Here is a 22,573-nt window from a genome sequence, read left to right as displayed (position 1 = left end):
GCGGACGGTGCCGCCGCGCGCCGCCGGGGGCCGCTCCGGCGCAGGCCAGGGCGACCCTCGGTGCGAGCGCACCGGAGCCGTCCTTAGGCTGCTGGACATGACCGATCCCCACGGGAGCCGCGGCGGGAAGATCCGACCGTTCGGCGTCCCGGTCTCCCGGCCCTTCGCCCAGGTGTGCGCCGCATTCCTGAGCACCCTGCGGGACCTCACCGGCAGAGCCGTCGCCGCGCCCGTCCTGGCCGCCGACAGTGTCTTCCGCCAGGAGGTCGAGGCTCTCACCGCCGCGCCGGCCGGGCCGCGCAGGGAGGCCAGGCTCGGCCTGCACCGGCTGCTGCTCGACGCCGGCCATCTGACCTGGGCCCATGCGGTCGACCACGTCCGGGCCCTGGAGCACGACATCCTCATGCAGCCGCCGCCCGTCTGGTCACCGCTGGCCCTGGCCCGGGTGACGCTGGAGGGGCTGGCCTTCACCCACTACCTGTACGACCCGGCGGTGCCGCTGGACCGGCGTCTCGCCCGGGCCGTCGGCCTGGTCGTCACCGAGGCGAACAACGAGGTGCAGGCGGCCAGGGGGTTCGGACCGGAGGAGCAGGCGGGCGCGCAGGCCCGGAAGAAGGAGGTGGAGCAGCTGGTGCTCGCCTCCGGCGCCGTCGCGCGCCTGGACCGGAGCAGGCGGGTGACGGGGTACGCGGTGGACGGCGAGTCCGCCCGGGTGGACCACAAGATCGGGGAGCAGACCCGGCTGTTCCTGCCCAGTTGGGCCCAGACCTCCTATCCGCTGCTCTCCGGCGCGGCCCACGGGCGGCCGTGGATGATCGCGCGGGCCCGGTCGGGAGACGGCTGGGCCGGTGAGGCCGCCACGATCATGGCCGCGGTGATGACGGTGGCGGGGGCGCTGGAGTCCGGCATCGCCACCCGGAGCGGCTACCTCAACCTGGATGCCGGGGCGGTCCAGGCCGAGATGGCCGCGGTGCGGGAACGCTTCGTGCGGCGCTCCGCCGCGCTCGCCCACGCGCCCGGCAGGTGACCGCCGGTGCGCCCGTGACGTCCGCCCGGCGTCGGCCGGACGGACGTCACGGGTGGGGGTCAGCTGTGTGAGCCCCTGCGGCGGCGCAGGGCGACCAGGGCGCTGCCGAGGGCGATCGCACCCGCGCCGGTGAGGGCGAGGGGCAGGGCGGTGTCGTCTCCGGTGTCGGCGAGTTCGGGGCCCGTGTGGGCTGCCTGCGTGGTGGCGGATGCCGCCGGGCCCGCCGTGACCGTGACCGTGGCGGTGGCCGTCACGGTGGGTGCGGGTGCCGTGCTCGCGGCGGCACCGGGGCCGGCCGTCGCGGTGGCGGTGGGGGTGGCGCTCGCCGTGGCCGTCGGCGTGACCGTCGGGGTGGCAGTGGGACTCGGGGAGGAGGGAGCATCGACGACGTCGAAGCCGATGTGGACCTGGGTGCCGAAGCTGGTGCAGGTGCCCTTGCCGCCGGGGACGGCGGTGCCCTCGGCGATCTCGGCGACGGTGAGGAACCGGTCGGTGTCGTCGTCGAGCCAGTCGGCCCCGCCGGTCCAGTCGAACTTGAAGTTCCCGACCGACGCGTCGGTGTGGGTGGTGAGCCTGAGCTGAATCGTCAGCGTCTCGTCCTCGGCGAGCTGTTGCGGCCCGATCGAGAAGCGGGTGGCGAGGTGCAGCACACTGAGCTCGGCGACCTTCCAGTCACCCCCGGACACCTTCGTCTCCAGTGTGAAGGTGGTGCCCATGATCGGGCTCTCGGGCCCCACGATGATCAGCGGGTCCAGATTGCGCACCGAGTGGCCGGAGTTGTTCCGGATCGTCACGGTGGACTCGACGGGCGCCGCACCCCTGACCACCTGGCTGTGGTCGAGCCCCGTCCAGCTGGTCGGCAGGTCGAACCCGGTGCCGCCGTTGTGGCACGGCCGGTCCGGGATGGTGGGAGAGGCGGCGGATGCCGCGCCGGCCCCCAGGCCAAGACTCAGACCCAGACCCAGACCCAGACCCAGACTCATGACGGCGGCTGCCGGGGCAGCCAGGACGCGAGAAGTTCTCACGGTGTGAATCCCCCCAAAGGTACTTCGACGGTGACGAGTTGGAGCAGATTGCGTACGCGAACAGCCGTGCGGCGCAGCAGCCTACTGAATCCCGCCCGGCCGCCCGCCCGCGGGGCCCGGCCCGTCCTGCCGGGCCGGCCGGCGCACGGCCGCCGGTACCGGCTCGCGGATCACCTCGACCGTGAGGACGCGGTCCACGAGCTGGGGAGGACGGCCGGCGCCCCGGCTTCCTGGCCATGCCCGTCCCCTGCACCGAGGCGTGCCCGGGGCCCGGCAGGGGTGGCGGGGCCGCCTACGCGGTGCACGGCACCGTGGTCGTCTCCGAGGCCGGGTGCGGGGAGTTCGTCCGCCTCGCCGTGGCGGGGGAGGCCGCCGGACCTGTGTGGTTCGACGATCCGGGCTGGGCAGACTCACACCGGGGCCGGACTCACACCGGGGCCGGGCTTTCTCGACCGGTGCACGGCGTGGTGGGAGTCGGCGGGCGGAGTCGTCGGCTGACCGCCGTGGTCGCCGCCGCCGCCGATGTCGTGGCGATCCGCGTCGGCAGCAACAGCTCAGCGTGGGCCGGTGCCCGCGTCGGCCGTCAGTCGGTGCGGCCCGAGATAGTAGGAGAGCGCTGCGAGCGACGGCCCGTCCGGTACGTCGCCGGCCGCGAGGAGCCTGACCACCTCGGCCTCGGTGAGCCACTCGACCCGGGAGGCCTCGCTGCGGTCCGTCGGCTCGCCGACCTGCTCGCAGCCGGTGATGTGGAAGGCCCGGAAGTGCATGGTGGAGATGCCGGCCAGGGCGTCGTACTCGACCAGTGGCACGACCTGGCCGGGCCGCCAGCCGGTTTCCTCCTCCACCTCGCGGGCGATCGCGGCTGCCGGGTCCTCACCGGGTTCGGCCCACCCGGCAGGCACCTCCCAGCCCCACCGCCCGGTGATGAAGCGGTGGCGGTAGAGGAGGAGGAAGCGTCCCTGCTCGTCGGTGACGACGGAAGTGGTCGACGCGCGCGGCATGGTGATGACGTGGTGGTCGATACGGCCGATGCCCGGAATGTCGACGTCGTCCAGCCAGACCTCGACGTACGGGCTGTCGTAGACGCGGCGCCGGCCGTGGCTCTTCCACTCCACCAAGGGGCTCCTCCTGCGCGGGTGACCTGCAGTTCCGACTCTCTCACGCGGGCCGCCGGCTGCGGCACCCCTCCGTCCGGGGGCCGGGCATGGCCTGCGACGAACGTCGCCCGCTCGGGACGGGCGGTGCCGGCATCGCGTGGCAGGGGGTGGCCGGGTGAGCAGGGATCGCGGGCATGCCGCGACCGTGGGGCGGACACTGACAGGACATCCTCGCCTCACTAGGCTGCGGGGATGACGATCAGGGCGGTGGTGTTCGATGTCGGCGAGTGCCTGGTGGACGAGACCAGGGAGTACGGCACTTGGGCCGACTGGCTCGGCGTTCCACGGCACACCTTCGTCGCGCAGTTCGGCGCCGTCATCGCCGAGGGCCGGGACTACCGCGAGGCGTTCCAGGTCTTCCGGCCGGGGTTCGACCTGTACCAGGAGCGCGAAGCCCGTGCCGTCGCCGGGCAGCCCGAGACGTTCGGCGAGGACGACCTCTACCCGGACGTCCGGCCGGCCTTCGCCGAACTCCGCGCGGGCGGCCTGTGGCTGGCCATCGCCGGCAACCAGACCGTGAGGGCGGGCGGCCTTTTGCGCGAGCTGTTCACCGGCGACGTCGACCTGATCGGCACCTCGGACGACTGGGGTGCGAGCAAGCCCGATCCGCGGTTCTTCGAGCGGGTCGCCGAGGTGGCGCCGGCCGCCCTCGACGAGATCCTCTACGTCGGGGATCGCCTCGACAACGACGTGTTGCCGGCGCTCGCCGCCGGAATGCGTACCGCCCTGATCAGGCGCGGCCCGTGGGGATGGATCCAGCAGTACGACCCGGCCGCCGACCGGTCCACGTTCCGGATCGATTCGCTCGACGAACTGCCGCAGCTGATCGAGAAGTTCAACGCTGGAGGGAACTGAGGGTCGCCGACCAGCTGTACAGGCGGTCGTCGACCCGCTGCACGGCCGCCGTGTCCTGCCACCGGGCAAGAGCGCGGCGTGCCTCGCGGACCCGGTCCATGCCGGTGGCGTACCAGGTGACGGCGAGCTGGTCGAGGGCTTGTTCCAGGAGTGCGCACGCCGCGTCGGCCCGCCCTGAAGCGGCTTCCACCGCGGCGAGGTCGCCGAGGACGACGACGCGCTGTTTGCCCTCGGCGACGCCGAGGTCGCCGAGGACGGTCTCCAGGGTGGTGCGGGCCTGCGGCAGGTGGCCGGCCAGCAGCTGGGTGTTCCCCTTGAAGGCCGCGAGGCGGACTGGTGAGAACCAGGTCAGCCAGTCCGGTGCGGCATGGTCGTTCCCTGCGGCGAGCAAGTTCTCGGCGTGATGGAGCAGGGCGAGTGCGCCGCGGTGGTCGCCGCACCGGGTCAGGCATTCGGCCTCGACGGCGTCGAGCCAGGCGAGGAGTTCGGCGGACGCGGGACCGCGGCGGGCGTAGGTTCGTGCGGCCTGCAGTCGTTCCAGGGCGTCGTCGCGGCGCCCGGCCCAGCCCGGGAGGAAGGCGGCGTGGCCGAGGACGGCGGCGCCGAGCAGGGAGTCATCGGCCTCGCCGGCTGCCTGGAGGGCGCGGACGAGGGTGGCGTCGGCGTGGTCGGGCTGCCGCAGGTCGAAGAACTGGATGCGGGCGGCGAGCAGCAGGGACTCGGCGAGCGCCGAGGCGAGGATGCGGCGGGCGACGCCGGACGTCTCGCCGAGGAGTGCGGTGCCGAGGTTGGCGTGTTCGGCGACGGCCTGTACGAGGGTGGCGGGGGCGACACTCCAGTACAGGCGGCGATGCGCCTCGGTGACTATGGCGAAGTCGGCGCCGATGGTGGGTGGCTGGCTGCCGCCGGCCTGTGCGGGGCGTGGAAGGCGTGCGTGTAGGGCGGTCGGCGCCGGGATGCTGCGGGTCGGCGGTGCCGCAGCGGGTGGTGTGGCCGGGGTTGCGCTGCGGTCCCACGGCGCCCGGAAGCCGAGGCTCTCGACGGGCAGGTGCAGGACGTGGGTGAGGAGCCGCTGGTAGTCGTCCTGCGGCCACGGCGGGGTGTCCGACTCCCAGCGTCGGATCTGCCGTGTGCTGACGATGACCTGGCCCATGCCGAGCCGGCGGGCGGCGGTGCTGAGCGCGTCGGCGAACGCCTGCTGGGAGGAGAGGCCGGCGCTCTGACGCGCGGCTTTCAGCGCGGTGTTGCCGGTAGGTCGGGACACGGAGCCCTCCGAGAGGTGACGGTCTCTCAAAGATACGACCGGGCAGGCCTTTGTGAGGACTTCGTGGCATGTAACGACGTGCTGAGTCCTCGAAGAGTCCCCAAGGTGTCCTCTACAAGGCCTTCAGGGCGTCCGTCCTGAGGCCGAGGATGAACGAGTCACCACTCCTGGTGTCCACCAGCCTACTGACTGTGGGGGACCCTGATGTCCGAAGTGCCCGTGCTTCCCCCTCCTCCCACCGGTGGCCGGCTGTACGGCAAGGCCTGCATCGTGTGCGGGTCGACGAGGGTGCCGCTCACCGCAGCCGGCCACCGCCACACTCCCACTCGACCGGGCAGGGCCCCGCTCGGCTGGGCCGTCGGCTCCTGCCCCGGTCACGCACCCGAGGGGCGCTGATGACCGACGCGCGGGCGGACGGCTACGGAGTCCGCTGGGACCGTGGGGCGAGGTGCTGGCGGGTGCGGAACGAGGTGACGGGCGAGTGGCTGCTCGGCGATGACGGCGAACCCCGGGCCTGGTCGGACTTCACCACGGCGGACATCGCCTACCGGGAGTTCCAGCCGGCCGGGCCGCGCACGTGGTGACCGGGCCGGACGAGCAGGCCACGGGGTACTGCCGGGTCTGCGGGCAGTACGGCCGGGGCCGGTTCGTGGAGGTCATCAACAGTCACTCCGACGCCATCGACCGGCATCAGGGGTGCCTCGCCGGGGCGGACGGGGCGGACGGAGCGGACGGCTGGAGTCGGGCTGGGACCGGGCACCTCCGGGGAAGTGCGGGACAGCTCGACTCCGGCCGGCTCCGACCTGCCTGTTGGTCAGGGCTTGGGCTGCTGCTGCGTGATGCAGTGGATGCCGCCCCCGTTGGCGAAGATCTCGCGGGCGTCCACGAGTTCGACGGTGCGGCCGGGGTAGGCCTCGCCGAGGATGTCGGCGGCCTGCTGGTCGCGGGGGTCGCCGAAGGCGCAGAGGATGACGGCGCCGTTGGCGACGTAGTGGTTGATGTAGGAGTAGTCGACCGGCTCGCCGTCCTCGTCCAGCAGGACGGTGGGGGCGGGGAGTTCGATGACCTCCAGGCGGCGGCCGGCGGCGTCGGTGGACGTCCGCAGGACGGTCAGCAGTTCCTTGCAGACCTCGTGGTCGGGGTGCGCGGGGTCGGGCTGGACGTGGGCCACGACGACGCCGGGGCGGACGAAGGAGGCGACGATGTCGATGTGGCCGCGGGTTCCGAACTCGTCGTAGTCGCGGGTGAGTCCGCGGGGCAGCCAGACGGCCTTGGTGGTGCCGAGCTGGGCGTGCAGTTCGGCCTCCACCTCCTCCCTGGTCCAGTCGGCGTTGCGGCCCTCGCCGAGTTGGACGGTCTCGGTGACGAGGACGGTGCCCTCGCCGTCCACGTGGATGCCGCCGCCCTCGTTGATCAGGCGGGAGGCGAAGCGCTGCACGCCGGCGAGGCCGGTGACGGCTTCGGCGATGTGCTGGTCGTTCTCCCAACTGGCCCAGGACTGGGCGCCCCAGCCGTTGAACACCCAGTCGGTGGCGGCGAGTCCGCCCTTGCCGTCGGTGAGGAAGGTCGGGCCGATGTCGCGCATCCAGGCGTCGTCCAGCGGGCGTTCGACGAGGTCGACCTGATCGGCGACGTACTTCCTGGCGTCCGCGCTCTCGCCGGTGTTGACGACCAGCGTCACCGGCTCGTATCGGACGACGGTGTTGGCGACCTCGGCCCAGGCGAGCCGGGCGGCGTGCAGGTGCCCGGGAGTGTCGAAGGTCTGGTTGGCGGTGGGGAACGCCATCCAGGTGCGGTCGTGCGGGGCCCATTCGGCGGGCATCCGGTAGCCGAGCGAGGCGGGAGTGGTCATGAGGGTCGGGTCCTAAGCGGTGGGGGGGGGGAGGGTTCAGAGGAAGTACAGGCGGCTGAGCGAGACGCTGTCGGCCGGCTCGGAGCGGATGGGGGTGCCGTCGAGCGCGACCAGGCCGGTCTCCGCGACCTGGACGTCGCCCAGCCGGGCGTTGCGCACCATGTCGCGCGGGCCGATGCCGCGGGTGTTCCGCACGCCGACGCGCCGGCGCCGGGTCGGCATGGCGTCGGCCGCCCTGTCCAGGTAGGCGCCGTCGGCGGCGGCCTGGGCGACGAAGGCGACGGAGAGGTCGGCGGCGGTGGCGCCGTGAGCGCCGAACTGCGGTCCGAGGACGAGGGGTTCGCAGCGGTCGGTGGAGGCGTTGGGGTCGCCGACGACGCCGTAGGCGGGGAACCCGGCCTTCAGTACCAGCTGCGGTTTGGCGCCGAAGTGGTCGGGGCGCCAGAGGACGAGGTCGGCCAGCTTGCCGACCTCGATGGAGCCGACCTCGTGGGCGAGGCCGTGGGCGATGGCGGGGTTGATGGTGAGTTTGGCGATGTAGCGCAGGACGCGCTCGTTGTCGTCGCCGCTCGCCGCCGTCCCGTAGGAGCCGGTGCCGTCGAGCGGGCCGAGTTCGGTCTTCATCTTGCCGGCCATCGCGAAGGTGCGGCGGACGGTCTCCCCGGCGCGGCCCATGCCCTGGGCGTCGGAGGAGGTGATGCCGATGACGCCGAGGTCGTGCAGGACGTCCTCGGCGCCCATCGTGCCGGCCCGGATGCGGTCGCGGGCCATGGCGGCGTCGCCGGGCAGGTCGGTCTTGAGGTCGTGGGCGGAGACGATCATGTCGAAGTGCTCGCCGAGGGCGTCCCGGCCGAACGGCAGCGTGGGGTTGGTGGAGGAGCCGATGACGTTGGGGACGCCGGCCATCTTGAGGACGTTGGGGACGTGGCCGCCGCCGCAGCCCTCGATGTGGAAGGCGTGGATGGTGCGGCCGTCCAGGACGCGCAGGGTGTCCTCGACCGACAGGCACTCGTTGAGGCCGTCGGTGTGCAGGGCGACCTGGACGTCGTACTCCTCGGCGACGCGCAGGGCGGTGTCCAGGGCGCGGGTGTGGGCGCCCATGTCCTCGTGGACCTTGAAGCCGGACGCGCCGCCCTCGGCGAGGGCCTCGATCAGCGGCGCCGCGTCCGAGGACGAACCGCGTCCGAGGAAGCCGATGTTGACGGGCCAGGCGTCGAAGGCGTTGAAGGCGTGCCGCAGCGCCCAGGGCGAATTGACCCCGACCCCCCAGACCGGGCCGAACTCCTGGCCGATGATCGTGGTGACGCCGGAGGCGAGCGAGGCCTCCATGATGCGCGGGGAGAGCAGGTGGACGTGGGTGTCGATGGCGCCGGCGGTGGCGATCAGGCCCTCGCCGGAGACGATCGTGGTGCCGGTGCCGACGACCACGTCCACGCCGGCCAGGGTGTCCGGGTTGCCGGCCCGGCCGATCGAGGCGATCCGGCCGTCGATCAGGCCGATCGAGGTCTTGCGGATGCCGAGCACGGCGTCGATCACCAGCACGTTGCTGATCACCACGTCGCAGGTGTCGCGGACGGCGGCGGCCTTCAGGTGCAGGCCGTCGCGGGCGGTCTTGCCGAAACCGGCCAGGAACTCCTCGCCGGGCTCCTGGGAGTCCGACTCGACCCGGACGATCAGGCCGCTGTCGCCCAGCCGGACCCGGTCGCCCGCGCGCGGGCCGTGCACGGAGATGTAGTCATGGGGGGTGATCGCGCTCACGACTCGACCTCCGCGTCGTCGAAGCTGGTGAGGTATCCGGTCGCGCGGGCCTTGGCGAGCGCCGCCTCCTTGGCGCCGGGCGCGTCCAGCGGCCCGTCCACCAGCCCGGCGAAGCCGATCGCGACCCGCTCGCCGCCGATCGGGGTGAGTCCGACCTCCACCACGGCCCCCGGGTCGAAGCGGACGGAGGACCCGGCGGGGACCGCCAGGTGGGTGCCGTAGGCGGCGGCCCGGTCGAAGGCGAGGCGCGGGTTGGCCTCGAAGAAGTGGAAGTGCGAGGTGACCGAGATCGGTACGGCGGAGGTGTTGTGGACGGGCAGCAGCACCGTCTCCTCCACCGGGTCGTAGCCCTCGCCGGCGCCGGGCAGCGCACCGCCGGGTGCGTCGTCGCCGAGCGAGCCGGCGCCCTTGAAGGGGTCGTTGACCACCGCGAGCCGGGTGCCGTCGTCGAACACGGCCTCCACCTGGACGACGGTGACCACGTCCGGCACGCCCGGCAGTACGTCGGCGGCCGTGAGTACGCTGCGCCCGGCTTCGATGGCCTCGGCGAGCCGGCGGCCGTCGCGGGCCGCCTCGCAGACGGTGTCCGCGATCAGGGCGTGGGCCTCGGGGACGTTGAGGCGCACGCCGCGGGCGCGGCGGGCGCGGGCCAGTTCGGCTGCTGTGAAGATCAGCAGCCGGTCCCGCTCGGTGGGGGTCAGTCGCACGGTTCCTCGCTCGCGGTCGCCGGGTGGCCGGGTGGGCTGTGCCGGTGGTGCTGATGTGGCAGGTGGTGCAGGTGGTGCAGGTGCGGCCCTGGGTCGTCCTGCCGTCCGCCGCCCGGAGAAGTTAGAACGTCGTTCAAACATCTTCCGGTCATTGAACCCGGACGGGGCCACCCTGTCCAGCCTCGCCCCGCCCGGCCCGACCCGCGACCAGCCCCGCCCGGCCCCGGCCCGCGCGGGCCGTTCGCTCACCCGTTTGCCCCAGTGGCAGGGCCTGCTGCCCCGGGGGCACGCCCCCGTATCCGGCGGCGGCCGCGGCCGGCGCGTGCCGGATCGCAAACCTGTCCGAGGCGGTGGCTTGGATCACGTCCGGGCGTTCGAGCCCCTTTCACCCCATGTGATCGGATGCACACTGTTGCAAAGCGCTGCAACTGGGCATGAGGATGAGTGTCAGTACGAGGACCGTTCGGCCGGTGGGGGACTCCGGTGCGGGCGGCGGTCGAAGGCGGGGGCGTGTGGTGATGGACGGTCAGGCGCGATTTCCGCGGCAGCGGACGGACTCGGGGCCGCGACAGTGGACGGGCTCGGCGGGCACGTTCGGATACCCGGGTGCGAGCGGCGGGGCGAGTGGACGGTCGGCGCCGAACGGCCGGCCGGTGGCGAACGCGCCGGTGGACCAGGGCGTGCCCGCCCCGGGCTGTGCGCTGCACCGCCGCCTGCACCTCACCCTGGACGCGGCCGACCTGGTCGCCGTCGGCGCCGTCCGGCACCGGCTGCGGGCGGCGCTGGGCCACTGGGGCGTACCCGAACTCGCCGACACGGCGGAGCTGCTGACCTCGGAGCTGGTCACCAACGCGCTGCTGCACACCAGCTGCGGGGCGGTCTTCGACGCGGTGCTCACCGCCGACCTGCGGTTGCGGATCGAGGTCCAGGACGGTACGGCGCGGCTGCCCGCCCGGCACCGGGAGCCGGCCGCGGAATCCGCCACCTCCGGGCGCGGCCTCTTCCTCGTCGAGGCACTCGCCGACGACTGGGGTGTCCAGTTGCGCGGGGACGGCAAGGTCACCTGGTTCGAGTTGGCATATTCCTGAGCGGTTCGGACGCGTCCCGGCAGATCGGGCCGTTTCGCCTGTTCGGGGAGTTGTGAGCGCCCGGCGGGAGCCCGGGGCATTCACGATCGGCGCTGTCGTTCGCTGTCGAACGGAAGATTTCCGGGCCGTCGGCATTGCCGCTCTGCCGAACATTAGACAGGATAGTGGGAACGTGTGCCCGGGAGCGGCACCCGGCGGGGAGACCCAGGCCTCGACCGACCGCCGCTCCGCCCGGCCCACCCCACCGAGTACGACCAACCACCACACGGTCGTGCCCTCCCGTCCGGACGGGAGGGCACGGCAGCGGCAGGAGCAGCATGGCCACAGAGCCCGAGCCACAGGTGCCGGGGGCCCCGCCCGGTCCGCCCGCGGCCCGGTCCGGCCGCGGTAGGCCGCCGGCCCAGGCGGTCCGCAGGCATGCCCTGCGCACGGCGCAGGGGCTGGCGGCCGGGCGGCTCGCGCCGGTGGTGGCGGGCGGCCTGCCCACGCCGTCCGGCGACTCGACGCCTGACTGGCTCGAACCGGCGATGGCCGCCAACGGCATCGGCTCGTTCGACTGGGACATCCGCCGTGACGTCCTGGAGGGCGACCAGCGGGCCTGCGCCATCCTCGGCGTGGAGAAGGGCCGGTTCGACCACACCTCGGCGTCCTTCCTCGGACTGCTGCACCCCGAGGACGCCCCGGTGGTGCGCCGCCGCGTCGAGCGGGCGGTCGCCGAGCTGGGCCAGTGCGGCGCCTACTACCGCACGATGGGCCCGCAGGGCACGATGCGGGCCGTCCGCTTCCGCGGCCGGGTCCTGGCGGACGCCTTCGGCCGCGCCTCCCGGATGGTCGGCTTCGTCTGGGACGCCACCGTTGAGCTGCACAAGCGCGACCGCGCCGACCGGATGGCGGTGCTGCGCGAGGACCGCTCGCGCTTCATCAAGGAGGCCGCCCGCGCGCTCTCCGAGGCCGTCACGGTCAAGGACGTCGCCCGGGTCTTCACCGAGCTGCCGCTGCCGGGCCTGCCGCCGGACGGCCTGGTACTGGCCTCGCAGGAGGCCGGCCGGCTGCAGATCCTCGGCGCCAGCGGCTACCGGGAGCACGACCTGGCCGTCTACGACCGCTCCCTGCTGCCCGCCGGGCACCCGGCCACCGAGGCGATCCGCCACCGCACGCCGGTGTTCATCGCCAGTCGCGAGGAGTACCGCGAGCGCTTCCCGGAGGCCTGGGAGACGACGGCCAGCGGGATGAGCCGCAGTGCGTGGGCCTTCCTGCCGCTGGTGGCCAGCGGCCGGCCGATCGGGGTCTGCCTGGTCAGCTTCGACGACGACCGCGAGCTGGACGGGGACGAGCGCACCCTGCTGTCCACCCTGGGCGGTCTGGTCGCGCAGTCCCTGGCCCGGGCCCGGCTGCACGACGCCGAGCACGAGCTGGCGGCCGGTCTGCAGCGGGTGATGCTGCCGCGCACCGTCCCGTCGATCCCCGGCGTCTCCACCGCCGTGCGCTACCTGGCGGCCGGTTCGGGCCTGCAGATCGGCGGTGACTGGTACGACGTGGTGCCGCTGCCGGGCGGGCACGTCGGGCTGGTGATCGGCGACGTGCAGGGCCACGACGTGCACGCCGCCGGGATCATGGGCCAACTGCGGATCGCCCTGCGCGCGTACGCTGCCGAGGGGCACCCGCCGGCCGCCGTGATGGCCCGGGCCTCGCGCTTTCTCGCCGACCTGGACACCGACCACTTCGCGACCTGCACGTACGCGGAGGTCAACGTCGACTACGGCGTGGTCTACGCCGTCCGGGCCGGCCACCTGGACCCGGTGGTCCGGCGGGTCGACGGCAGTACGGCCGTCCAGCCGGTGGCCGGCGGGCTGCCGCTCGGCATCGCGCCGGACGAGGAGTACCGGGTCACCCGGTTCAGCCTGGATCCGGGGGAGACCGTCCTGCTCTGTACCGACGGCCTGGTCGAATCCCGGACGATGGACCTGGACACCGGCTTCGCGCGGCTCTGCCACGTGCTGTCCGGCGAGGTGCCGTCCCGGGGGGAGTCCGCCCGGGATCCGCTGGAGGACCTCGCCGACCGGATCGCCTCGCAGTCCGCCGACTCCAGCGAGCGCGAGGACGACATAGCGCTCCTGCTGCTCCGCTGGGACGGCCCGGAGGGCGGTCTGGCCGCGCAGCAGCTGCGGCGCCGGATCGGCCAGGCCGACCTGGCCCGGATCTCCGAGGTGCGCGCCGAACTGCGGGACGCCCTGCGGCGCTGGGGCGTGGCCGAGCTGGTGGACACCGCCGAGCTGCTCGCCTCCGAGCTGGTCACCAACGCGATCCGGCACACCGACCGGGACGCCATGTTCACTGCCCGGCTCTACCGGGCCGCCGACGCGGAGGGTGGCGGGGCCAGGCTGCGGATCGAGGTGGAGGACGAGTCGGACCTCTGGCCGACCCGGCGCACCCCGGGTGAGCAGGCCTCCTCCGGGCGCGGGCTGATGCTGGTGGAGGCACTGTCGGACGGCTGGGGAGTCGAGCCCCGGGGCTCCGGCAAGCGGATGTGGTTCGAGCTCAGCGCGGCGGGCCTGCCTGCCACCGGGCTGTCCGCCGCCGCGAACGGGGCGGGCAGCCCGGCCTGAACCGGTTCAACGCCTGAGCCGGCCCGGCGGCGTCAGCGGGTTGCGGAGCGTCAGCCGAACTGCTGCTCCAGGTCCTTGAGCTTCTGCTCCAGCGAGTCGAGCCGGGGCAGGGTGACGGTGTCGTCGTCGGCGGTGAGGTCGATCGTCCGCCGGCCGGGGCGGACGGGCAGGCCCGGCTGGACGACGGCGCCCGTCGCCGCCTGCTCCTCGGCAGGCACCACCTCGGGGACGCCGTCGTCCGGCGCCGTTATCGCGGACTCCGATCCGGATTCCAGGCCGGACTCCAGCTGCCGGGCGGCCCCGCGCGGGCGCCAGACGCTGTGCGTCCGGTTGATCGCGCGGATTTCGGCCCGCTCGCGCCGGCTGGCCATCCGCTGGCGCTCCCGGTTGACGGCCGACTCGCGCCGGTCGTCCCGGACTTCCTCGACGGCCTCGTCCAGGCTGCGGACGCCCTCCAGGAGCATCAGCGACCAGGCCGCGTACGTCTCGCGCGGGGCGCGGATCCAGCGCACGATCCGGATCTGCGGCAGCGGCCGGGGCACCAGCCCCTGCTCGCGCAGCGCCGCCACCCTGGTCTGCTTGAGTGCCCGGTCGAACAGCACGGCGGCCGAGAGGGACATCCCCGCGAAGAACTGGGGCGCGCCGGCGTGGCCGAAGCCGCGCGGGGCGTGCACCCAGTTGAACCAGGCGGACGCGCCCGCGAACAGCCAGACCAGCAGGCGGGAGCCGAGGGCGGCGTCGCCGTGGCTGGCCTCGCGCACGGCCAGGACCGAGCAGAACATCGCCGCGCCGTCCAGGCCGAACGGCACGAGGTACTCCCAGCCCCCGGAGAGGTTGAGATTCTGCACCCCGAAGCCCACCAGGCCGTGGAAGGAGAGGGCGGCCGCGACGGCGGCGCAGCAGAACAGCAGCGTGTACGAGGCCCCGCCGTAGAGGGACTCCTTGCGCCGCCGGCGCTCCTCCGAGCGCTCCCAGGAATCCGTGCCGGTGGTGGGGGCGCCGCCCCTGGCACGTGCGAAGGCCACCAGTACAGCGCTGACCACGAGCGCTGCCACGCCTGTGACGGCCCAGCCCAGTGGTATGTCGGACAGTTTCATCGCCTGAACCAGCCTCGCTTTCCTGCGTAGTGATGGCGGGCACCATCATGGCGGATTCGCGGCAGCCGAATGACTGATTTGCTGTCAATGCGCTGAGGAGGGGGATTTCTGACGGGCTATATATCCCATCGTATTATTAATATCCCTGGGCTATTTCCCGGAATTCCGGCCTTGTGCGGGCCCGGTGGCGGGGTGCGGTCGTCAACCTCGCGTGACCGGGGGCGAGCCGTGCGCCGATCTTCCGGGCGGACGGTGTAGGCAGGGGCCGGCGCCGGTGGTGCGGGCGCGCGGGAGGCCGACCCGGCCGAGGCGCTGCTCCCCTCGGCCAGGTTAGCCTTACCTTATCTCATGTACGGTCGCCTGCCTCCTGTCCGATCCGCCCGTCCGGGGGAGCGCCCGGCGCGGGCACCGCGCCGAGCTGGCGCGCGAGCCACACCGGTACGCCCCCGAGTGCCTGGACCAGCCGGGCCGCCTCGGAACGCATCCGGGCGGCCTCCGCCGGGGCGGACACCTCGGCGAGCGCCGCCAGTGCGGGCGCCACCCCCACCGTGAAGCCGAGCTGCTCGCGCAGCCGCAACGAGGCGGCGAAGCCCTCCTGGGCCCGCGCCGTGTCCCCGTTCGCCAGCGCCAGGGCCGCCAGGTGACGCCAGGTGTAGGAGCGCAGCAGTTCGTCTCCGCGCTCCCGTGCGCCCTCGTGCGCCCGCCGGTAGGCGATCCAGGCCGCGGTCGGGTCCCGTTGCAGGTTCTCCGCCACCAGACCGCGCCGGAAGTCCAGTAACGGACGTCCGGGCGCGTCGGGCGGCAGCAGCGCCGACGTCCGGCCGAGTGCGGCCTGCGCCTCGTCCAGCCGGTCGCGCGGGCCCAGCACGCTGGCCACGTACGCCAGGAAGCCGCGCGCGCAGGACGCCGCCGCACGCTGCTCCGAGGTCGTCACGCCCGCCTCGGCCAGCCGCAGGGCCTGTTCGGCCTGCTGCCAGTGCGAGGCGGTGAACAGGCACTGTTCGATGAGGAGTTCGGCCATGCCGAGGGCTGCCGCAGGATCGTGCTCGGCGGCCGGGCGCAACAGCTCCGCGGCCTCCTGCCAGCAGGCCCGCGAGCGCAGCCGCCACACGGTGTCCCCCGGCTCCTCCGGAGCCCGCCCCCGCCTGTCCCAGCCCCCCAGGGCCGTTCCGTGCTCCGACAACGCCACCTCCTTGTGTGCGCCATCCAGCAATCGGGACTGCTGTGGCGGCAATTCAACACGGGGGTGAGCTTGTGCACCAGATCACGAGCGTCATTGTTTTTTGGACCGGACGGAGCAGGGCCACCGGGGAGGAGGCCGAAGCGGCCACCCGGAGCGGCCCGGCCGGACCGGACGGCACCGGCCGGAGCGCGGCACTCAGGACGTCCAGCCGGTCTCCATCAGCGACTCGGCCGCGCCGTTTGCGGGCTGCGGGACCCCTGACGGGTCCAGGCTGAACAGGGCCACCAGCAGCTGCTCGCCGCGCACCGTCGCCTGGTGCGAGTACCCGGCCACGGTGAACATCGCCGCCGCCATCTGGTCGGCGTGCAGGGTCTGCAGCCAGAGGCACTCGACGCACTTCACGTCGGCCGGCTCCGCCCAGGCGTCCACCTGGGCGACCAGCCGGCCGCCGAGCAGGGTGACCCCGTCCCGCTCCTGGGCCTCCGACAGCTCCAGGTCGTCGAAGCCGAGCCACTCCAGGTAGCGGGCGGCCGCGAACACCGCGTCCTGCGAGGTGCGGACGGGCTGGGGGTGGAACGGCACCCGGTGCTGCCAGTGGCCCTGCGGCGGCACCGTGGGCGTCACGGGCGGCGCGGGCGCGGGGGCGGCGTGGTAGGGGCGGGCGGCCTGCGGGCGGGTGCCCTGCGGGCCCGTTCCGGCGCCGCCGCCGTGCTGGCGGGCCGCGCGGTCGACCGGGAGCCGGACGGTGGCACCGCAGTTGCAGGTGAACTCGGGCTGCGGCCACTGGTCGGAGCGCCCGCAGTGCGGGCAGCGCATGCTCAGCCAGGAGTCCTCCCAGGAGCGGAACCGCACCTGGACCGGCACTCCGCCGCGCAGCAGCGGCACCTTCAGCGAGGCCCCGCAGGGGCACGGCAGGGACGGCGGCTCGTACAGATGCTCGCGGCGGCAGGCCGGGCAGCGGATCGCCTGCGCGCCGCCACCGGGGTGGGCGTGCTGCGCCGGGTCGCGCCCGGTGAAGTCGTCGGGCAGTGACAGTCCGGACAAGGCGGGCACCGTCCGTTCCATTCGGCGTCGGTCCCCCGGCACCGGGCCGGGGAAGGTCGCTTCCCATGCTCCCCGATCCGCACCGGCGACGGCGTGGATTAACGCAATCCTCAGGGAGAGATCAGGGGTACACGCTCCGTCAGGGACCGGAGGGGGAGGGGGCACTCCTCCCACCGGGGGACGAGGGGGCCTGACCGGACGTCCAACGGGCCAGGTCCGCCGGGGTGTCGAGGTCGTCCGGGACGGCGACGTCGGCGCACTCCACCAGCGCGATCTCGCTCGCGTGCGCCCCCAGCAGAGCCCGCGCGCCGGCATCGCCGGTGGCACCGGCGGCGGCCTCCGCGAGATGGGGCGCGCCGATCAGCACCGGGTGCCCGCGCCGCCCGCCGTACGCCGCGGCCGCGAGCTGCGCGCCCTCGCGGTGGGCCGCCAGCAGCCGGGCCACGGCGGCCGGCGTGACGCCCGGGGTGTCCACCAGCATCACCAGTACCGCCGCGGTGCCGGCCGGCAGGGCGGCCAGTCCGGCTCGCAGCGAGGAGCCCATGCCGCTCTCCCAGCCGGGATTGTCGACCAGCAGGCAGCCGGGCAGCCGGGCCCCGGCCCGGACGTGTTCACGGGCCGCCCCCAGCACCACCGCCACCGGCCCGCAGCCGCCCGCCCGCACCACCGCGACCGCGTGCTCGACCAGCAGCCCGCCCCCGTACGGCAGCAGCGCCTTCGGCCGGCCGCCGAGCCGCCGCCCGCCCCCGGCGGCCAGCACCAGTGCGGCCACCGGGGCGTGCGCGTGATCCTTCATGCGCCCAGCTTGCCCGGCCCGTCCGGCACCCGCAGTTGGACGAACGCACAACCCGGCCCCGCGGGCGCCCGGGCCGGCCCGGTTCTTCCGCCGCTGGATTCCTCCGGTCGATGCGCCTGTACTGGGTCGATGGACACCGCACCTCGCCCGCTGGCCGACCGCTTCGGCAGGGTCCACACCGACCTGCGGGTATCCCTCACCGACCGCTGCAACCTGCGCTGCACCTACTGCATGCCGGCCGAGGGCCTCAACTGGCTCCCGAAGGCCGAGGTGCTCAGCGACGAGGAGGTCGTCCGGCTGGTGCGGATCGCGGTGGACCGCCTCGGCATCGGCACCGTCCGGCTCACCGGCGGCGAACCCCTGCTGCGGCGCGGCCTGCCCGGACTGGTCGCCCGGCTCACCGCGCTCGGGCCCGAGATCTCCCTCACCACCAACGGCATCGGCCTGGCCCGCACCGCCGATGCGCTGAAGGCGGCCGGACTGCACCGGGTGAACGTCAGCCTCGACACGCTGCGCCCGGAGCGCTACGCCGAGATCACCCGGCGGGACCGGATCGCCGACGTGTTCGCCGGGCTCGCCGCCGCGCACGCCGCCGGACTGGCTCCCGTCAAGATCAACGCGGTCCCCGTCCGGGGCGTCAACGACGACGAGATCATCGACCTCGCCGAGTTCGCCGCCGCCCACGGCTACCGGATGCGCTTCATCGAATCCATGCCCCTGGACGCCCAGGGCGCCTGGGACCGCAACAAGATGATCACCGCCGACGAGCTGCTGGCGATCCTCGGCACCCGCTGGGAGCTCCTCCCCGTCGGCCGGCACGGCAGCGCCCCGGCCGAGGAGTGGCGGATCGCCGGCACCGACACCGTGATCGGCGTGATCGCCTCCGTCACCCGGCCGTTCTGCGGCGGCTGCGACCGCGTCCGCCTCACCGCCGACGGCCAGCTGCGCAACTGCCTGTTCGCGACCACCGAGTCCGACCTGCGCGCCCTGCTGCGCGGCGGCGCCGACGACGCGGCCATCGAGGCCGCCTGGCGCCGCACCGTCGCCCGCAAGGGCCCCGGCCACGACATCGGTTCCGCCGGGTTCGTCCAGCCGGACCGCCCGATGTCCGCCATCGGCGGCTGACCGGCCCGCCGCACCTCCCCGGCCCGTCTCAGGCTCCCGTCTGAGCCCCCCGTCTGCGCCCCCGTCTCAGGCTCCCGGCGCCGGCTTCGACGCCGAGAACGCGGCCCGGTAGGCGCGCGGTGTCATCCCCGTCCGCCGCAGCAGGTGCCGGCGCAGCGAGTCCCCGCCGCCGAAGCCGCTCCGCCCGGCGACCTGCTCCACCGACAGGGCCGTCGACTCCAGCAGCTCCCTGGCCCGTTCGATCCGCTGGGCGAGCAGCCACTGCAGCGGGCTGACACCGGTCTCGGCCAGGAAGCGCCGGTTCAGCGTGCGGACGCCGACCCCCGCGTGCGCGGCCAGCTCCGCCAGCGACACCGGCTCGTGCAGCCGCCCCAGCGCCCAGCCCCGGGTCGCCGCCAGCGAGCTGCCGTCGGCCGCCGCCACCGGAGCCCCCACCGACTGCTCCTGCCCGCCGTGCCGGACGGCCGAGACGACCGTCAGCCGGGCCACCGCGTTGGCGACCGCCGCGCCGTGGTCGGAGCGGACCATGTGCAGGCAGAGGTCGATACCCGCCGTCAGCCCGGCCGAGGTCAGCACCGGTCCGTCCTCGACGAACAGCACGTCCGGCAGCACCCGGACCGCCGGGTACCGGTGCGCGAGCGCCCCCGCCTGCACCCAGTACGTGGTCGCGCTGCGCCCGTCCAGCAGCCCGGCCTGGGCCAGCACGAACGCGCCGGTGCAGATCGACGCGATCCGCGCGCCCCGCCCGGCGCTCGCGCGCAGGGCGGCCAGCACCCGGGGGTCGGCGTCGGCGCGCGAACCCGAGCCGGTCACCAGTACGGTGTCCGCCCGCTCCAGCACCTCCAGCCCGTGCGGGACGAGCACCCGCAGGCTTCCGGTGCTGTCCACCGGCCCCGGTTCGAGGGTGCAGACCAGCACCTCGTACGCGGGCCCGCCGCCGACCTCCGCCGAGCCGAAGACGAGTTCGGGGATGGACAGGTCGAACGCGGTCACCGGCGCGACGGCCAGCACAGCGATCCGATGCATGGCCAGAACCTCCGGATCCGTGGCAACGCGGCCACTGTTCCACACCCCCGCGGGCCCGCAGGCTTGGGGCCACGGCAGTGCGCCCGACGCACCGTCACCCCCCGCCCTCACGGCAAACCCCTCCTGGAGACCCGCCATGCCCCGTTACGTCGTCACCGGCGCCGGATCGACCGGCACCGCCACCGCCCGCCTGCTCGCCGACGCGGGGGAGAGCGTGCGGCTGGTCACCCGCAGCGGCTCGGGGCCGGAGCATCCCGGGATCGAACGCGTCACCGCCGACGCCACCGACCCCGACCGCCTCACCGCCCTGGTGGCCGGGGCGCACGCCCTGGTCAACTGCGCGGCGCCGCCGTACGACCGCTGGAAGCAGGAGTTCCCGCCGCTCGCCGCCGCCCTGCTCACGGCCGCCGAACGCACCGGCGCCGGCTACGTGATGCTCGGCAACGCCTACGGCTACGGGCCGGTGGACGGGCCGGTCACCGAGCGGCAGCCGCTCGCCCCCAGCACCGTGAAGGGCGAAGTCCGGGCCCGGATCTGGACGGAGGCACTGGCCGCCCACCGGGCCGGCCGGGTGCGGGCGACCGAGGTACGGGCCGGCAGCTACTTCGGCCCGGGCGCCCAGTCGCTGTTCCTGATGATGGCGGGCCGCCAACTCGTCACCGGCGAGCCCGCCGCCTACCACGCGGACCTGGACGCGCCGCACAGCTGGGCCTACCCGGCGGACGTGGCCCGCACGCTGGCCGCCGCCGCCCGGGCCGCGGACAGCTGGGGCGAGGCCTGGCACGTGCCCTCCTTCGCGACCCTCTCCGCCCGCGAACTGGCCGCCGCACTGGCACGGGCAGCCGGCGCCCCCGCGCCCCGGCTGACCGCGATGACCGACCGGGAGCTGGCCGAACTGGCCCTCGACGCACCGGTCCTGGGCGAGGTCGCGGAGATGGGCTACCTCACCCACCGGCCGTTCCTGCTGGACTCCTCCCGGACCGAGCGGGCCTTCGGCCTGCGGGCCGCACCGCTCGCCGAGGTGCTGGCCGCGACCGCCGGGAGCCTGGCCGCCGCCGTCTGAGGGGTGCGGGGGCGCCGCCGTACCGGAATGTGAGCTTCGACATCCCTGCCCGCGCCCCCGCTGCGCCCACTTGACCCGGTGTGGGGCGGCTGCTCTGCTGGGGCGCCGTCAGCAGTCCCACCCCTGGAGTAGCCCCGTGCCCGCCTGCCGCCCCGCCCTGTCCGCCTCCGCCGTCCTCCTGATCTCCGCGCTGGCCCTGGCGGGTTGCACCAGCGCGGCGGGCCCGTCCGCCGACCGGGCCCCGTCCGGCGGGGTCGGCACCAGCCCGCTGCAGAATCCGGACGGCACCAAGCCCGGCCTGGCGCCCATCAGTTCGGCGGAGGACCTGAAGACCGCCCGCGACCTGATCGCCACCGTCCGGACGGCCGCCGCCGGCCCCAAGGACGGCTACGACCGCGACCAGTTCGGCCCCGCCTGGACGGACAACGTGGACGGCGTCGCGCTCGCCCACAACAAGTGCGACACCCGCAACGACCTGCTGGCCCGGGACGGCAGGTCGGTGGAGCACAAGGACGGCTCGGCCTGCACGGTGACCGCGATGACCATCTACGACCCGTACACCGGGAAGTACGTCCAGTGGTCCAAGCAGCAGGCGTCGAGGATCCAGATCGACCACGTGATGCCGCTGTCCTACGACTGGCAGATGGGCGCCGCGAAGTGGGACAAGGCCAAGCGCGTCCAGATAGCCAACGACCCGCTCAACCTCGTACCGGCCGACGGCCCGCAGAACGCCTCCAAGGGCGACTCCGGCCCGGCCGAGTGGCTGCCCGCCAACACGAGCATCCGCTGCTCGTACGTGGTGCGCTTCGCGCAGGTCTCGCTGAAGTACCAACTGCCCGTCACCGAGGCGGACAAGAAGGCGATGCTCCAGCAGTGCGGCGGCTGACGCGAGGAGCGCTCACGCCGCCCAGTGGCCGGGCCGGGCCAGCGACGGCGGGAGCCGGGTGGCCCCGTCGCCCCTCGCCGCGTTGAGCTGGGCCTGGGTGAGGAAGAAGCTGCCGGTGAGGTCGGCGCCGTCGAGCCTCGCGTCCCGGAGGTCGGCGCCGATCAGGTCGGCGGAGCGCAGGTCCGCGCCGGTGAGGTCGGCCGCGATCAGGTACGCGCCGCGCAGGTTGGCCCCGTACAGGTCGGCTCCCCTGAGCCGGGCGCCGATCAGGTCCGCTCCCCGGCGGTCCTTCGCGCCGCCGCCGCCCTTGCCACTGCTCCTGCCGCCCTTGCCACGCTTGCCGCCCGGGGCAGTGGCCCTGCCGCTGCCCACGGCCTCGGCGCGCACCAGCTCGCTGGTGCGCAGCAGCACCTCGTTCACCGCCGCCCGGTGCGCCCCGACGTCCACCTTCATGACGGCGTCGGCGCTCTGCCCGGCCAGCCGCGTGGTCTCCTCCAGCGCCCGCCGGACGTCCTCGTGCACCGGCCGGGCGGCCGGCAGGGTCAGCGCCTCCGTCAGGTACCAGAGCAGCTCGTGCAGCTGCCGTACGACCGGGAACACCTCGAACATCTGCCGCGCGCTGCCCGGCGACCGCCGCCAGTCCTCCCCGCCGAAGGTGATCTGCGAGACCTGCTGGCCCGCGCCGAAGCAGTCGTAGACGGTGCAGCCCTGGAAGCCCTTCTGCCGCAGCTGGGTGTGGATGCCGCAGCGGAAGTCGGTCCGCAGGTTCCGGCACGGCTTCCCGGCCTCCTTGCCGACCGCGAAGTCCGCGGAGGCCGCGAAGGGCAGGGCCACACAGCACAGTCCGAAGCAGTTCGAGCAGTCGGCCCGCAGGTCGGGGCGGCTCTCGGCGGGCGCGGCGGCTTCGAGGTTCTCGGACACGGCGGGAGAGTTCCTCCTGGCTGATCGGCGCTGCTGGCTCGCACGGATCGTACCGCGCAGCAGGTGGGGCGGACCGCTGCCGCGGCCCGCCCC

Annotated in this window: 20 protein-coding genes; 8 read left to right on the top strand and 12 right to left on the bottom strand. The window is 74.0% G+C overall.

The annotated features are described in order from the left end of the window. Positions 1-97 precede the first annotated feature (97 nt). Complete coding sequence (locus ACFUK0_RS30855) at positions 98-1,027, top strand: hypothetical protein (RefSeq protein ID WP_380255763.1); 930 nt, start codon at positions 98-100, stop codon at positions 1,025-1,027. A 59-nt stretch (positions 1,028-1,086) separates the two neighbouring features. Here the strand turns inward: ACFUK0_RS30855 and ACFUK0_RS30850 are convergent, their stop codons facing one another. Beyond that, positions 1,087-2,052 (bottom strand): LPXTG cell wall anchor domain-containing protein, encoded by a 966-nt coding sequence (locus ACFUK0_RS30850; protein ID WP_380255762.1) that lies wholly within the window; start codon positions 2,050-2,052, stop codon positions 1,087-1,089. 554 nt (positions 2,053-2,606) lie between these two features. Further along, positions 2,607-3,167: an NUDIX hydrolase gene (locus ACFUK0_RS30845; protein ID WP_380255761.1), complete on the bottom strand. Its 561-nt coding sequence runs from the start codon at positions 3,165-3,167 to the stop codon at positions 2,607-2,609. 234 nt (positions 3,168-3,401) lie between these two features. On the opposite strand from ACFUK0_RS30845, the gene ACFUK0_RS30840 reads away from it, so the two are divergent. Then, positions 3,402-4,064, top strand: coding sequence for an HAD family hydrolase (locus ACFUK0_RS30840; RefSeq protein ID WP_380255760.1), 663 nt, complete (start codon positions 3,402-3,404; stop codon positions 4,062-4,064). On the opposite strand, the gene ACFUK0_RS30835 is transcribed toward ACFUK0_RS30840, so the two are convergent. Then, entirely contained in the window at positions 4,045-5,328 is a 1,284-nt protein-coding gene (locus ACFUK0_RS30835) for a transcriptional regulator (RefSeq protein ID WP_380255759.1), read from the bottom strand. The two genes, ACFUK0_RS30840 and ACFUK0_RS30835, sit on opposite strands and share 20 nt — an antisense overlap. Before the next feature lie 395 nt (positions 5,329-5,723). Here ACFUK0_RS30835 and ACFUK0_RS30830 point away from each other — a divergent pair, with 395 nt between their 5' ends. Next, complete coding sequence (locus ACFUK0_RS30830) at positions 5,724-5,912, top strand: hypothetical protein (protein WP_380255758.1); 189 nt, start codon at positions 5,724-5,726, stop codon at positions 5,910-5,912. A gap of 230 nt (positions 5,913-6,142) precedes the next feature. Here ACFUK0_RS30830 and ACFUK0_RS30825 read toward each other — a convergent pair whose 3' ends face one another. The 3 genes from ACFUK0_RS30825 to ureA are packed head-to-tail and all read right to left on the bottom strand — an operon-like array spanning position 6,143 to position 9,645. Then, the gene (locus ACFUK0_RS30825) at positions 6,143-7,180 is read right to left on the bottom strand and encodes an agmatine/peptidylarginine deiminase (RefSeq protein ID WP_380255757.1); all 1,038 of its coding nucleotides are present in this window, start codon (positions 7,178-7,180) and stop codon (positions 6,143-6,145) included. Positions 7,181-7,216: 36 nt separating this feature from the next. Continuing rightward, a complete protein-coding gene (locus ACFUK0_RS30820) occupies positions 7,217-8,938 on the bottom strand; it encodes an urease subunit alpha (protein WP_380255756.1) in 1,722 nt (573 codons plus the stop codon). Then, entirely contained in the window at positions 8,935-9,645 is a 711-nt protein-coding gene (ureA, locus tag ACFUK0_RS30815) for an urease subunit gamma (protein WP_380255755.1), read from the bottom strand. The genes ACFUK0_RS30820 and ureA overlap by 4 nt, the downstream gene beginning before the upstream one ends. A 653-nt stretch (positions 9,646-10,298) precedes the next feature. On the opposite strand from ureA, the gene ACFUK0_RS30810 reads away from it, so the two are divergent. Then, positions 10,299-10,733 carry an ATP-binding protein gene (locus ACFUK0_RS30810; RefSeq protein ID WP_380255754.1) on the top strand — a complete coding sequence of 145 codons (435 nt, stop codon included), beginning with the start codon at positions 10,299-10,301 and terminating at the stop codon, positions 10,731-10,733. A 317-nt stretch (positions 10,734-11,050) separates the two neighbouring features. After that, positions 11,051-13,339, top strand: a complete 2,289-nt coding sequence (locus tag ACFUK0_RS30805) for a SpoIIE family protein phosphatase (protein WP_380255753.1) — start codon at positions 11,051-11,053, stop codon at positions 13,337-13,339. Positions 13,340-13,389: 50 nt separating this feature from the next. On the opposite strand, the gene ACFUK0_RS30800 is transcribed toward ACFUK0_RS30805, so the two are convergent. The 4 genes from ACFUK0_RS30800 to ACFUK0_RS30785 form a co-directional block, all read right to left on the bottom strand. Then, positions 13,390-14,436 (bottom strand): DUF2637 domain-containing protein, encoded by a 1,047-nt coding sequence (locus ACFUK0_RS30800; protein ID WP_380255752.1) that lies wholly within the window; start codon positions 14,434-14,436, stop codon positions 13,390-13,392. Positions 14,437-14,782: 346 nt separating this feature from the next. Continuing rightward, positions 14,783-15,625, bottom strand: coding sequence for a hypothetical protein (locus ACFUK0_RS30795; RefSeq protein ID WP_380255773.1), 843 nt, complete (start codon positions 15,623-15,625; stop codon positions 14,783-14,785). Positions 15,626-15,814: 189 nt separating this feature from the next. Continuing rightward, the gene (locus ACFUK0_RS30790; protein WP_380255751.1) at positions 15,815-16,663 is read right to left on the bottom strand and encodes a hypothetical protein; all 849 of its coding nucleotides are present in this window, start codon (positions 16,661-16,663) and stop codon (positions 15,815-15,817) included. 139 nt (positions 16,664-16,802) lie between these two features. Then, a complete protein-coding gene (locus ACFUK0_RS30785; RefSeq protein ID WP_380255750.1) occupies positions 16,803-17,459 on the bottom strand; it encodes an NTP transferase domain-containing protein in 657 nt (218 codons plus the stop codon). Positions 17,460-17,588: 129 nt separating this feature from the next. Between ACFUK0_RS30785 and moaA the strand changes: the two genes are divergently transcribed. Continuing rightward, the gene (gene moaA / locus ACFUK0_RS30780; protein WP_380255749.1) at positions 17,589-18,584 is read left to right on the top strand and encodes a GTP 3',8-cyclase MoaA; all 996 of its coding nucleotides are present in this window, start codon (positions 17,589-17,591) and stop codon (positions 18,582-18,584) included. Positions 18,585-18,650: 66 nt separating this feature from the next. Here moaA and ACFUK0_RS30775 read toward each other — a convergent pair whose 3' ends face one another. Beyond that, positions 18,651-19,610, bottom strand: a complete 960-nt coding sequence (locus ACFUK0_RS30775; RefSeq protein WP_380255748.1) for a GlxA family transcriptional regulator — start codon at positions 19,608-19,610, stop codon at positions 18,651-18,653. Positions 19,611-19,746: 136 nt separating this feature from the next. Between ACFUK0_RS30775 and ACFUK0_RS30770 the strand changes: the two genes are divergently transcribed. Together ACFUK0_RS30770 and ACFUK0_RS30765 are read left to right on the top strand one after the other, a co-directional pair. Continuing rightward, positions 19,747-20,673, top strand: coding sequence for an NAD-dependent epimerase/dehydratase family protein (locus ACFUK0_RS30770; protein WP_380255747.1), 927 nt, complete (start codon positions 19,747-19,749; stop codon positions 20,671-20,673). A 136-nt stretch (positions 20,674-20,809) separates the two neighbouring features. Continuing rightward, on the top strand, positions 20,810-21,559 hold the full coding sequence (locus ACFUK0_RS30765; RefSeq protein WP_380255746.1) for an HNH endonuclease family protein: 750 nt from the start codon (positions 20,810-20,812) through the stop codon (positions 21,557-21,559). A gap of 12 nt (positions 21,560-21,571) precedes the next feature. Here the strand turns inward: ACFUK0_RS30765 and ACFUK0_RS30760 are convergent, their stop codons facing one another. Next, complete coding sequence (locus ACFUK0_RS30760) at positions 21,572-22,480, bottom strand: pentapeptide repeat-containing protein (protein WP_380255745.1); 909 nt, start codon at positions 22,478-22,480, stop codon at positions 21,572-21,574. Positions 22,481-22,573: the final 93 nt, after the last annotated feature.

Origin of the sequence: Kitasatospora sp. NPDC057223 (assembly GCF_042669755.1) — a bacterium.
Lineage (GTDB): Bacteria > Actinomycetota > Actinomycetes > Streptomycetales > Streptomycetaceae > Kitasatospora.
The sequence above is the reverse complement of the archived record's forward strand: the minus strand, read 5'-3'. Positions and strand labels throughout refer to the sequence as shown.